Raw genomic sequence first — 12212 nt, 5'->3', positions numbered from 1 at the left:
GGGGGTGTCAGCTGCATCCGTTGTGCAGCTTCCACTTCTCTTCATGACCGATCGCCCTGGCGAAGGCCGGCACCTGGCAGCGTTCGGCGTCGGCCGCGCTGGCTTCGCCGGGTGTGGGCTTCAGGCCCATGTCCTCCAGCGTGGCCATGTCGTCAAAGCCGCCCAGCGGACCGGTTTCGTCCACCCAGGCCTTGGCCAGGGTGAGGGTGCCCACGAACAGCACCAGCACGGCCACCTGCGGCAGCGAGATGCCCCAGCCTTGGCGCCGGGCCGGCACCTCGCACACCCCACCGGGGCACAGCTGCGCCTGTTCCTTGTTGAACAGGTTGTAGAGCTTGCAGCCCAGGCAGATGCCGAACGCGGTCTCGAAGAACATCAGCGTCAGGCAGCTCGCGCAGACCAGCATGTTCACCGGGCCCATGAAGCGGTTGAGCACCATCAGGTAGAGCATGGCCAGGCCCAGCAGCAGGCCCAGGCCCCAGGCAAAGCGCTTTTGCGGCGCGCCCACCCAGTCGGGCGTCTGCTTGCGCACGATCCAGCCTCCCAAGATCATGCTCGGCGCCCAGCGCGGGTTGAGCATGCGCAGCGTCATGTCGATCAGGAACACGATCACGAACAGGCGCGTGGGCTGGTAGTTGGCCGTCAGCAGCGCGTTCATGAACGACACCACCGCCGGGAAAAACAGCAGGCCGGCGGCGGCGCGCACGGTGCGCTCGTTGACCACGCGCACCGGGTAGCCCTCGACGGTCTCGCCGAACTGGAAAAGCTTATTCATAGATATCTCCGAATATTCGGATGATGATGTTATATGTGTCTGAGTCCGTTGTCGTGGGGACATTCCCGCAACGCGTTCGATCCTCCGCCCAGCGGTTGAGCGTGGCCCGGGCCTGCGCGAAAGGCGCCCAGACTCTCAGGTCAGCGCTTTGAGTTTGCGATAAAGCGAGCGCTCACTGATGCCAAGACGCTCGGCCAGTTCGGATCGGCTGCCGGTGTGGCGCTCCACCATCTCGCGCAGGGCGGCGCGTTCCAGCGCCTTGAGGTCGGCGGGTCGCTCGTCTGGCGCTCCGCCCGGGCCGTCGGTGATCGGTCGCAGGCCGGTCGGCGCTGCCGGGCGAAGCGCCGGACGGCGCCCGGTGGCGATCGCGTCGCGCACGTGCTCGGCCTCGATGCGTTCGCCGTCGCAGAGCAGGGCGGTGCGCTCCAGCAGATTGCGCAGCTCGCGCACGTTGCCGGGGTAGTCCTGCGCCTCCAGCACGGCGAGTGCGGCCGGGCTGAGCTGCAGGCGGCGGGGAGCGGCCACGCGTTGCAGCAGGGCGGGCGCGAGCAGCGCCACGTCGCCGCTGCGCTCGCGCAGCGAGGGCAGCTGGATCGGAAAGGTGCACAGGCGGTAATACAGGTCTTCGCGGAAGCGGCCATCGGCCACCAGGCGCTCCAGGTCACGGTGCGTGGCGGAAACCACGCGGATGTCGGCGTGGCGCAGTTCGGTGCTGCCGACGCGGCGGTAGGTGCCGGTTTCCAGCAGGCGCAGCAGCTTGACCTGCATGGGCAGCGGGATATCGCCCACCTCGTCGAGGAACAGCGTGCCGCCGCTGGCCGCCTCGACTAGGGCGTGTTAACACTAATTGCTTTTGGACATCTCGGCTGCGAAACTATCGGCCATGGAGATCACAAAAGAGCAATTCGCGCGCATTGAACACTGCCTGCCCTTGCAGCGCGGCAACGTCAGCATGAGCAATTTGGAGGTCATCAACGCCATGCTGTATGTGGCCGAGCACGGTTGCAAGTGGCGCGGACTTCCCAAGCGGTTTGGCAACTGGCACACCATCTACACGCGCATGCGTCGCTGGACCAAGGCCGGTGTGCTGGACAAGATGTTTGATGCGCTGCAGCGCGAGCAGATCGTGCGCATCAAGATTGAAGCGGTGTCCCTGGACTCCACCAGCATTAAGGTGCATCCCGACGGCACAGGCGCTCTAAAAAAAACGGACCTCAGTCCATCGGCAAGTCCCTGTTAGCGGCGATCTAAACCCGCGTAAATCTGGCGGCGGTAAATGGTGACGGAATCCGGTGGTCATTTGTGGCGGCGGATTCTGGTGGCGGCTTTCGGTGCTGAGTGCGCCACCAACAGCAAGGGCCCCGTCAGGGGCCCTTGCTGTTGGCGTGGGAGATTCGTCGTTGTTCAGAACGGCAACTCCGGGTCAAAGTCGTCCAGCGATTCACTGTGTCACGCGCTGCTCGCGCAGCAGGTTCTGGATGACCCGGCCGTAATGGGTCCAGACGCGATCGCGCAGATCATCAAGCAACTCCATCACCGCCAAGGCCTGCTCTGGTGTCCAGGTGTCGTCCACCGTGAAGGGCAGCCCATGGTGCAGTCCTGAAGGCGGGTGCCACGGCTTCATGCTGTTTCCTTCGACGGTTTGCGCTTTGCGGTGCGCGCCCGGGCGCGTTCTTGTGCCTCCTTGTGCCGGTACGACTGGCCCTTGATACCGACAATTTCGGCGTGGTGGACCAGGCGGTCCACGAGTGCGACCACGCAGGCCGCGTTGGGGAACACTTCACCCCACTCGGCAAACGATTTGTTCGTGGTGATCAGCGTGCTCTTGTGCTCGTGGCGCCGGCTGATCAACTCGAACAGCAGATCGGCATAGCGGCTGGAATACGACAGATACCCGACCTCATCAATGGCCAGGAGCTCTGGCCTGGCGTAGTGGCGCAGCCGGGTGCGCAGTGCCGAATCGCTGTCCAGACTGGCCAGCTCGCCCAGCAGCTTGCCGGCGGTGGTGAACAGGACGGTGTGTCCCTGCAACACCGCCTGGTGCGCAATGTTCTGCGCGATCGTGGTCTTGCCGACCCCGGAGGGCCCCACCAGGATGGCGTTGCTGGCGTTTTGCAGGAACTGCAGCGTCATCAGCTCGCTCACGCTGGCCTGGTCAATCTGCTCGGGCCAGCGCCAGTCGTAATCCACCAAGGGCTTGAAGCGCCCGATGCGCGCACTGTGCAGGCGCCGCTCCATGGATCGGCGGGTTCTCTCCTGCTCTTCCCAGTCCAGCAATGTGCCCACCCAGGGTTCGGTGCAGCAGGTACTCCAGTTGGCCAGCACCCCGTGCAGTTGCAACGCCTGGGCGCGGTGTTTGAGTGTGGCCGAATCAGTTGCTGGCATCGTCACTCTCCTGCGTGAGACGGTCATAGCTGTCCAGGCTGTGGGGGCGCACGGCGATGTCGCGCGCGCGCACCTGCGCGGACAGGGCCACGCCCAGCGGGGGCGGGGTTTGCTGCTGGCGCTGGCGTTGGCGTTGGTGTTGCAGCGCCAGACGAACCGCATGGGGGTGCGGCACACCGCGGCTCATGGCATCGGCGACGGCGGCCGTCATCTGCGTGCGTCCATGCACATCCAGGAGTTCCTGCAACTCACGGGCGATGCGTCCCAGCGGCTCACCCCGCTTGGCCGCCTCTGTCAGCAAATCCTGCACCTGAGGCAGCGCGTGCACCAGGCGGTCCGTGTCGCGATGGGCTCGCGCGGCTCGCTTGTGCTGCACCAGTTCCTGCACATGGGCCTCGATCTCGATCTGCTGAGCCTTGTCCCAGCAACGCGGGTGCGTGGCCAGTGCCTGCTGGCCGTCCAGAATACGCACCTCATGCAGGCTGGCGTGCACGCTCAGGCTGCGCTGTACGTGGGTGTGGGGGATGGAATAGTCGTTCAGGTCAAAGCGAACATAGGGTGTCTTGGCCGCTGTCACGCCGCGGATCTCATCGCAACAAAACGGTGTGACCGGGATGTCCATCAGGTGCGCCTTCTCTTGGTCAAAGGCCTGCTGCACCGACAGCTGGGAGTCCTCGGGGCAGCGCCGAGCGCTGGCTGCCCCGTTCACCCAGGCATCGGCCTGGGCATTGAGATCGTCGAGGCCGTCAAAGGTGCGTCCCTCGAAGAAGGCCGTGCGGATGTAGCGGATGGCCCGCTCCACGCGGCCCTTCTCATTGCCCCGGGCCGGGGCCACGGGCCTGGCCTCGAAGCGGTAGTGCGCCGAGAGTGCCAGCAAGGTGGGATTGAAGCGGATGGCCTGCCCCCTGCGTTCGAGCACCGCGCTCTTGAGGTTGTCGTACAAGACGACCCTGGGAACGGACTCCCAGGATTCAAAGGCCTGGACGTGGCCGCGCAGGAAGTTCTCCATGTGCGCGCCCAGGAAGAAGCGCAGGAAGATGCGTCTGGACCAGGACAGGACCATCACAAAGGCCATCAGGGGTCGCCTGGCTTGCCCGATCTGGATGTGGCCGAAGTGGCCCCAGTCGCATTGCCCCTGTTCACCGGGCAAGGTGCGCAGGCGCAAGTAGGCCTGTGCTGGGGGGCGTGGACGGTGCCTGGCGACGATGTGGCGAAAGTGGTCGGGGCGTCCCTCGTAACCGCGCTCGGCGACCATGGTGTGCAACCGGCTGGCCGTGAGGTTGGGGAACTGCTTCAGGGTCTCTTCAATAAAGGGCAGGTAGGGGCTCACGCCCGAGGTGCGTTGTGCGGGCACTATGGGGGCGGCGCCGGCCTGGGTGAGCACGCGCATGACGGTCTCGCGGTGCACGCCCAGCTGGGACGAGATCGTTCCCACCGGCCAGTGCTCGGCGTGGTGGTAGCGCAGGATCTGCGCCGTGAGTTCAGGTGAAATGGCCATGTGAGTCGGTACTCCATACGGATGGTTTCGATGGGCGACGAAAGCGGCAACGCAAATAGTCCAGGCGTACAAAATTCGAGACCGAACGGCCGCAAAACTGGCACTTGCAGCGTTGACTTGCGTCTGGGATCAGAGCGGTTGTTTCGCCGGGTGGGAGTACATCAGTGCAGGGCGGTGGTGGGCTACCCTGATGCGTCACTGTTTGCTGGCGCGCCCTCCATTGCCCCTGGCGTCTGGCGTGAGCGTGACGGCCCTTGCGGCTGTCCTGGTAGCGTTTGCCGGCTGCGCGCTGGGCGCCACTTCTGGCCTGGTGCGAGCAGGCCGCGCTGCAGTAGCGCTGGCCGCGGTCGCAGTGGCTGCAGATGAGCACAGGGCAGCGGCACAGGGCGCACACAAAGCGTCTGGGCGGTGGTGACGGCGCGGGCTGGGCAGTGGGCATGGGCGCTCCATTCCCATGCGTGAGCCCATGCTATGGACAGCCACGCCCGCTTCGTGAAATACTGACAGCGGCAACGGCGCCCTCCAAAGCGGTGGGTCTCGGGGCGCGACAGTGGGTTTACCGGAAAGTGACTGTCACTGTCGCGCCTGCTTCTTACACGGGTAGGCGATATGTAACGCAAAACACCAGCGCTGCGCCATACCCCTGCGCTGACTCATGCCCGCCATGCCACGGCCAAAGCAGGCACGCCCCCCCCCCGGCACACCTCAGTGCCCTGCAGAACGGGCACCCCCCATTCAACTCAAAGGAAGTTCAAGGCATTCAGCTGACTGAAGCGGGTGAACGCGTCTGGCTTGCTCCCGACACCAGATTTACGCGGAAACTGACAGCCGTTCACAGTCCCGAGGCGGATGGAACACCAAGATTCATATGGTTGCCGCGGATGCTCGAACGGCCGTAACGTTCAGCCTCTCACCGGGCCAGGCGCATGACGCACCCGAAGGTCGGCGGTTGCTTCAGAGCCTGGGCGCAGCGAGTCGGCCGGTACATCTGCTCATGGACCGAGCCTACGAAGGAAACGAGACGCGACAGTTGGCGCTTGACCTGGGATTCATCCCGGTAGTGCCGCCGCTGAGGACGCGAATCGAACCATGGGAGTACGACCGTGAGATGTACAAGCGCCGCAATGAAGTTGAACGCCTGTTCCGCCGACTCAAGGGCTACAGGCGCATCTTCAGCCGCTTCGAGAAACTCGATGCGATGTTCCTGGGGTTTCTTAGCTTTGTGCTGGTGGTCGATGGCCTTCGAAGTTTGTGTTAACAGGCCCTAGACCGCCCTTGGCCGTGCTCGCCCCGGTGAATGCGCCGCGTTCGTGGCCGAAGAGTTCGGACTCGAACAGGTTCTCCGGCAGGCTGGAGCAGTCCACCGCCACCAGCGGCTTGCCCGCGCGCGGGCTGGCCTCGTGCACGGCGCGCGCCACCAGCTCCTTGCCGGTGCCTGACTCACCGAGCAGCAGCACGGTGGCCCGCGAAGGCGCCACGCGCGCCACCAGCGAGAGCATGCGCTGGAAGGCTTCGGAGCGGCCGATCATGCCCTGCGCCGCGGGTTGGCTCTGGGCCACACGCAGCGGCTCCATCTTCTCGACGTAAAACGCGGGTTCGCCGTCCGGGCCGGGCAGGGGCGAGAGCTCGATGTTCACGTACTCCTCGCCCTGGGCTGTGTGGTGCAGGTGCAGCACACGCTCGCGCTGGCCCGAGACGCGCGACTGCGCCAGCGGACAGGACTCGCCCGCCTGGTCGCAGGGCACGGCAAAGTGGTGCGAGACCTCGTAACAACAGCGCCCGACCACGCTGCGGTCCGGGCTGTACTGGCGTCGGTAGGCCGCGTTGGCCGCCAGGATGCGGTACTGCGCGTCGAACAGGATGTGCGGCTCGGGCAGGCCTTCGAGAAAGGCGGTGAGTTCGGGCAGGGGTTTCAAGCGGGCTCCCGGGTGGCGGCGAATGCTGCCATTGTCTGCCAATACTGGCAGTTTCACCAGCGTGCACCGAAGGCCAACCCTGGCGTGAACAACAGAAAGGCTTGATTCATAAACACTTTCTGGCGCCGGCCGGGCGTGGCACGTTTCTTGGAATACATGGTGCAAACCCTGTCATTCCATGGACTTTCGAGACCGTCTTTTGCTGCGCAAGCTGGCCGTCGTGCTGGTGATCAAGCTCGTGTTTCTCACGGGGCTGTGGTGGGGTTTTGTGCGTGAGCAGCGCGTGGCGGTGGACACCGACGCCGCTGCCAGCCAGATGCTGGGCAGCCGCCCGGTGCCGCATGTGTCGACCCAGGAGTGAAACCGTGATCTCTGAGCAGCTTGTTGACCTTTCCCGCCTGCAGTTCGCTGCGACGGCCATGTACCACTTCCTCTTCGTGCCGCTGACGCTGGGCATGGTGTGGTTGCTGGTGATCATGGAAAGCGTGTATGTGATGACGGGCAACGTCACCTGGAAGGACATGACCCGCTTCTGGGGCAAGCTCTTCGGCATCAACTTCGCGCTCGGCGTGACCACCGGCATCACGCTGGAATTCCAGTTTGGCACCAACTGGGCCTACTACTCGCACTACGTGGGCGACATCTTCGGGGCGCCGCTGGCCATCGAGGGGTTGATGGCTTTCTTCCTCGAATCGACCATGATCGGCCTGTTCTTCTTCGGCTGGGACCGGCTCTCCAAGACGCAGCATCTGATGGTCACCATCCTGATGGCGGTGGGCACCAATCTGAGCGCGCTGTGGATCCTGATCGCCAACGGCTGGATGCAGAACCCGGTGGGCGCTGAATTCAGCTATGTGACCATGCGCATGGAGATGGTGGACTTCTGGGCCGTGCTGTTCAACCCCGATGCACAGGCCAAGTTCGTGCACACCGTCTCGGCCGGCTACGTCACTGGCGCGATGTTCGTGCTGTCCATTTCCAGCTGGTACCTGCTCAAGGGCCGCGACATCGAGTTTGCCAAGCGCAGCTTCCGCGTCGCCGCTGCCTTTGGCATGGCCAGCGTGTGCAGCGTGATCGTGCTGGGCGACGAATCGGGCTACACCGTGGGCGAGGCGCAGCAGACCAAGATGGCCGCGCTCGAAGCCATGTGGGAGACCGAGCCCGCGCCCGCTGGTCTCAAGCTCATCGCCAGCATCAACGAGGCCGAGCAGAAGAACGACTGGGAGATCGAGATCCCCTGGGTCATGGGCCTGATCGGCACGCGCTCGGTGAGCCAGCAGATCCCCGGCATCCACGAGATCAAGGCGAAAAACCGCGAACGCATCCAGAGCGGCATCCACGCCGTGACCGCGCTCGAAGCCCTGCGCGCCAACCGCGAGGACGCGGCCGCCAAGGCCCTGTTCGAACAGCACAAGGCCGACCTCGGCTTCGGCCTGCTGCTCAAGAAATACGTGGTGGATGTGCGCCAGGCCACGCCCGAGATGATCCAGAAAGCGGTGGACAGCACGGTGCCCAAGGTCACGCCGATGTTCTGGGCCTTCCGCATCATGGTCGGTCTGGGTTTCCTGATGCTGGCGCTGTTTGGCATGGCCTTCTGGTGCACGCTCAAGCTCGAATGCGGCAAGCGTCCCTGGTTGCTCAAATGGGCGCTGTGGATGCTGCCCGCGCCCTGGATCGCCTGTGAGCTCGGCTGGTTCGTTGCCGAATACGGCCGCCAGCCCTGGACCATCTATGGCGTGCTGCCGACACACCTGAGCGTGTCCACCCTCAGCGTGGGCAGTCTCTACGGTTCGCTCGCCGGCTTCATCGGTTTCTACACCCTGCTGCTGGTCGTCGAGATGGTTTTGATGGTGAAGTTCGCGCGCATCGGTCCGGGCAGCCTGGGCACCGGTCGCTATGAACGCGAACCCGTCCACCACGCTGTCCAGCACGCCTGAAGGAGCACCCCATGTTCGACTATGAAACCCTCAAGATCGTCTGGTGGCTGCTCGTCGGCGTGCTGCTGGTGGGCTTTGCCATCATGGACGGCCACGACATGGGCGTGGGCACCTTGCTGCCTTTCGTCGGCCGCAGCGACATCGAGCGCCGGGTCGTCATCAACACCGTCGGCCCCCACTGGGACGGCAACCAGGTCTGGTTCATCACCGGTGGCGGCGCCATCTTCGCGGCCTGGCCGCTGGTCTACGCCACCGCCTTCAGCGGCTTCTACTGGGCCATGCTCGCGGTGCTGTGGGCGCTGTTCTTTCGCCCGGTGGGCTTCGACTACCGCAGCAAGATCCACAACGCCACCTGGCGCAGAACCTGGGACTGGGGCCTCTTCATCGGAGGCTTCATCCCGCCGGTGATCTTCGGTGTGGCCTTTGGCAACCTGCTGCAGGGCGTGCCGTTCCAGTTCGACGCTTTCCTGATTTCCACCTACACCGGCACGTTCTGGCAGCTGCTCAACCCGTTCGCCCTGCTGGCCGGTGTGGTCAGCAGCGCCATGATCACGCTGCAGGGCGCCACCTACCTCGCGCACCGCACCGAAGGCGTGGTGCAGGCGCGCACGATCACCGCCGGCACCGGCGCCGCGCTGCTCATGGTGCTCGGCTTCATCGCCGCCGGCGTCTGGCTGCAGGGCATTGATGGTTACCGCATCAGCTCCGTGATCGATACCGCTGCCTTGCCCGACCCCCTGGGCAAGACCGTGGTGCGCGAGGCCGGCGCCTGGATGGCGAACTACGCCACGCAACCGCTGCTGTGGCTGCTGCCCGCCATCGGCGTGCTCGGTGCGCTGGCCGCCGCCGCACTCATGCGCATGGGCCACACGCTCACCGCCTTCGTCGCTTCCTCGCTCGCCACCACCGGTGTGATCGGCACCGCCGGGGCCAGCATGTTCCCCTTCATCATGCCGTCGAGCAGCCAGCCCGCGGCCAGCCTGACGGTGTGGGACAGCGTCTCCAGCCACCTCACGCTGGGCATCATGTTCTGGGCCACGGTGCTCTTCATGCCGCTCATCGTGGTCTACACGGGGTGGGCCTACCGCGTCATGCGCGGCAAGGTGACGGCCGCGTACATCAGGGAAAACGAGCACGGTGCTTATTGAGTTTTTTGCGCCAGCGCAAGGGATTTCATATACCCATACAGGTATTGATAGAACGCAAAGACAGGTCACAGACACCCCCGTGAGACTCGCCATCCGTTCGATTCCATTCCCTCAACGCGCTGGAGACAAAGCATGACCCACAACAAGCATCCGCACCCCCCGCCGCGACAGCGCCAGAGCCGATGGCGCACGCTGGTCGCCTGGCTGGCGCTGGCATTGGCCGCCCCTCTGGCGGGCGCCACAACCGCCGCGCCCGGCGCCCCACCCGACGTGGCCGCGGCCCTGGCCGCCGCACCCACCAAGAACAAATCCACCGCCGACCACAGCAAGTTCAAGGAGCTGCAGGGCCCGTTCAAGAGCGGCTCGGAAGTCACCAAAGCCTGCCTGAGCTGCCACACCGAAGCGGGCAAGCAGGTCATGGGCACGCGCCACTGGACCTGGGAGTACACCAACCCCGACACCGGGCAGAAGCTGGGCAAGAAGACCATGCTCAACAGCTTCTGCATCGGCGACCGCTCCAACGAAGCCTTCTGCCAGTCCTGTCATGTGGGCTACGGCTGGAAAGACGACAAGTTCGACTTCCACAACGAGAGCAAGGTGGACTGCCTTGTCTGTCACAACACCGGCGGCTACAAGAAGCCTGCAGGCATGGCCGGCGAGGTGCCCACCGAGCGCATCGAGTTGCCACCGGGCTCGGGCAAGTTCATCGACCCGGTGGACCTGGCCATGGTGGCCCAGCACATCGGCAAGACCAGTGTGGCCACCTGCGGCAGCTGCCACTACGCCGGCGGCGGCGGTGACGGCGTGAAACACGGCGACCTCGATTCCTCGCTCAACAAGGCGAGCAAGGAGCTCGACGTGCACATGGCCAGCAAGGCCCAGGGCGGCGCCGGCTTCACCTGCGCCACCTGCCACCAGGCCGACGGCCACCAGATCGCGGGCAGCCGCATCAGCATGACCGCGTCCGACCCGCACGGTCCGATGCTGCGCGGCGATTCGGTGCACGCCGGACGCAACGCCGCCACCTGCCAGAGCTGCCACGGCGACAAGCCGCACAAGCAGCCCTCGCTGAGCGTGGAGCTGCTCAACAACCACACCAACAAGCTGGCCTGCCAGAGCTGCCACATCCCCGAGTTCGCGCGCGGTGGCGTGGCCACCAAGATGGCCTGGGACTGGTCCACCGCCGGCCAGCTCACCCCCGAAGGCAAGCCGATCCAGAAGAAGGACGAGCACGGCCACGTCATCTACGACAGCAAGAAGGGCGACTTCAAGCTCGCAGAAAACGTGGTGCCCGACTACGTCTGGTTCAACGGCCAGGTCAACTTCACCACGCAGGACATGAAGATCGATCCGACCCAGGTGCTCAAGATCAACAGTTTCATGGGCGGTCCGGAAGATCCGACCGCGCGCATCTGGCCGGTCAAGCGTTTCGAGGGCAAGCAGCCCTACGACAAGGTGCATTTGCAACTGCTGGTGCCGCACACCGCCACGCCCGATGACACCGCGTTCTGGTTCAACTTCGACTGGCCCAAGGCCTTGCAGGCCGGCGCCACCGCCACCGGCCAGCCCTACAGCGGGCAACACGACTTCGTGAAAACCGAGATGCTCTGGCCCATCACCCACATGGTGGCGCCTTCCGAAAATGCCGTGGCTTGCGCCTCGTGCCATACCGGCCCAACGAAGAGCCGCCTGGGTGACCTGCCCGGCGTCTACCTGCCCGGGCGCGACAGCCAGCCCTGGATCGACCGCCTCGGCTGGCTCGCCGTGGTGGGCGCCATCGCTGGCGTGCTGCTGCACACCGCCGCCCGCCTGCTGACCCGCCGCCGCAACCAACGAGAGAACCGCCATGTCTGAGACCACCGCCTCCATGGCCAGCGTCGCCGACGCGGCCAGCCACTCCCCCGCCCGCATCTACATCTACAAGCGCTACGAGCGTTTCTGGCACTGGTCGCAGGCGCTGCTGATCATCGCCATGCTCATCAGCGGTTTCGAGGTGCACGGCAGCTACACGCTGCTGGGCTTCGAGCCCGCGGTGCGCCTGCACACGCTGGCCGCCTGGCTGCTGCTCATCCTCTGGGCCTTCACCATCTTCTGGCAGTTCACCACCGGTGAATGGCGCCAGTACCTGCCGACCCACAAGAAGGTGGTGGCGATGGCGATGTACTACAGCTGGGGCATGTTCCGTGGCGCGCCGCACCCGTTCCACAAGACCGTGCAGAAGAAACACAACCCGCTGCAGCGCCTGGCCTATCTCGGTCTCCTGGCCATGATCTCGCCGCTGATCTGGGGCTCGGGCCTGCTCTACCTGTTCCGTGCCTTCTGGCCCTCGCTCGGCATCGACCAGTGGCTCACGCTGGAAGGGGTGGCGTGGGCGCACACGGCGGGAGCTTTCCTGATGCTCACCTTCTTCATCGTTCACGTGTACCTGACCACCACCGGCCACACCCCCACCGCGCACATCAAGTCCATGGTGACCGGCTGGGAAGAGCTGCACGACGACGCCCATTCCGCGGACACACCGTCCGCTCCGCCGAAAGGCCACTGAGGAGTTTT

General features: G+C 65.0%; 9 protein-coding genes and 4 pseudogenes. 7 read left to right on the top strand and 6 right to left on the bottom strand.

Going from position 1 to position 12212, the window contains the following annotated elements:
* Positions 1 to 7 precede the first annotated feature (7 nt).
* Positions 8 to 775, bottom strand: coding sequence for a DUF4395 domain-containing protein (locus AC23D4_RS13275; RefSeq protein ID WP_472890219.1), 768 nt, complete (start codon positions 773 to 775; stop codon positions 8 to 10).
* A 135-nt stretch (positions 776 to 910) separates the two neighbouring features.
* Positions 911 to 1606, bottom strand: a pseudogene (locus AC23D4_RS13270) (sigma 54-interacting transcriptional regulator); the annotation flags it as partial.
* 52 nt (positions 1607 to 1658) lie between these two features.
* Here AC23D4_RS13270 and AC23D4_RS13265 point away from each other — a divergent pair.
* Positions 1659 to 2008: pseudogene (locus AC23D4_RS13265) on the top strand (IS5 family transposase); the annotation flags it as partial.
* A 208-nt stretch (positions 2009 to 2216) separates the two neighbouring features.
* On the opposite strand, the gene AC23D4_RS13260 reads toward AC23D4_RS13265, so the two are convergent.
* Genes AC23D4_RS13260 through istA form a run of 3 tightly spaced genes read right to left on the bottom strand, consistent with a single transcriptional unit; the run spans position 2217 to position 4658 of the window.
* Positions 2217 to 2399: a hypothetical protein gene (locus AC23D4_RS13260; protein WP_305335885.1), complete on the bottom strand. Its 183-nt coding sequence runs from the start codon at positions 2397 to 2399 to the stop codon at positions 2217 to 2219.
* Positions 2396 to 3160 (bottom strand): IS21-like element helper ATPase IstB, encoded by a 765-nt coding sequence (istB, locus tag AC23D4_RS13255; RefSeq protein WP_472888557.1) that lies wholly within the window; start codon positions 3158 to 3160, stop codon positions 2396 to 2398. Before istB ends, AC23D4_RS13260 begins: the two co-directional genes overlap by 4 nt.
* Complete coding sequence (gene istA, locus AC23D4_RS13250; RefSeq protein ID WP_472890610.1) at positions 3147 to 4658, bottom strand: IS21 family transposase; 1512 nt, start codon at positions 4656 to 4658, stop codon at positions 3147 to 3149. Before istA ends, istB begins: the two co-directional genes overlap by 14 nt.
* Positions 4659 to 5493: 835 nt before the next feature.
* On the opposite strand from istA, the pseudogene AC23D4_RS13245 reads away from it, so the two are divergent.
* Positions 5494 to 5916: pseudogene (locus AC23D4_RS13245) on the top strand (IS5 family transposase); the annotation flags it as partial.
* Positions 5917 to 5923: 7 nt separating this feature from the next.
* Here AC23D4_RS13245 and AC23D4_RS13240 read toward each other — a convergent pair.
* Positions 5924 to 6574, bottom strand: a pseudogene (locus AC23D4_RS13240) (sigma 54-interacting transcriptional regulator); the annotation flags it as partial.
* Positions 6575 to 6752: 178 nt separating this feature from the next.
* Here AC23D4_RS13240 and cydP point away from each other — a divergent pair.
* The 5 genes from cydP to AC23D4_RS13215 all read left to right on the top strand — a co-directional run bounded on the left by cydP (position 6753) and on the right by AC23D4_RS13215 (position 12204).
* Positions 6753 to 6935 (top strand): cytochrome oxidase putative small subunit CydP, encoded by a 183-nt coding sequence (gene cydP, locus AC23D4_RS13235; RefSeq protein WP_472890512.1) that lies wholly within the window; start codon positions 6753 to 6755, stop codon positions 6933 to 6935.
* 4 nt (positions 6936 to 6939) lie between these two features.
* Entirely contained in the window at positions 6940 to 8511 is a 1572-nt protein-coding gene (locus tag AC23D4_RS13230) for a cytochrome ubiquinol oxidase subunit I (RefSeq protein WP_472890513.1), read from the top strand.
* Positions 8512 to 8522: 11 nt separating this feature from the next.
* A complete protein-coding gene (cydB, locus tag AC23D4_RS13225; RefSeq protein ID WP_472890514.1) occupies positions 8523 to 9659 on the top strand; it encodes a cytochrome d ubiquinol oxidase subunit II in 1137 nt (378 codons plus the stop codon).
* Between the two features lie 132 nt (positions 9660 to 9791).
* Positions 9792 to 11513 (top strand): tetrathionate reductase family octaheme c-type cytochrome, encoded by a 1722-nt coding sequence (locus AC23D4_RS13220; protein ID WP_472890515.1) that lies wholly within the window; start codon positions 9792 to 9794, stop codon positions 11511 to 11513.
* Positions 11506 to 12204, top strand: coding sequence for a cytochrome b/b6 domain-containing protein (locus AC23D4_RS13215; protein WP_472890516.1), 699 nt, complete (start codon positions 11506 to 11508; stop codon positions 12202 to 12204). The genes AC23D4_RS13220 and AC23D4_RS13215 overlap by 8 nt, the downstream gene beginning before the upstream one ends.
* Positions 12205 to 12212: the final 8 nt, after the last annotated feature.

This window comes from Hydrogenophaga sp. L76 (assembly GCF_057654755.1).
This window is presented reverse-complemented; position numbering and strand designations above follow the sequence as displayed.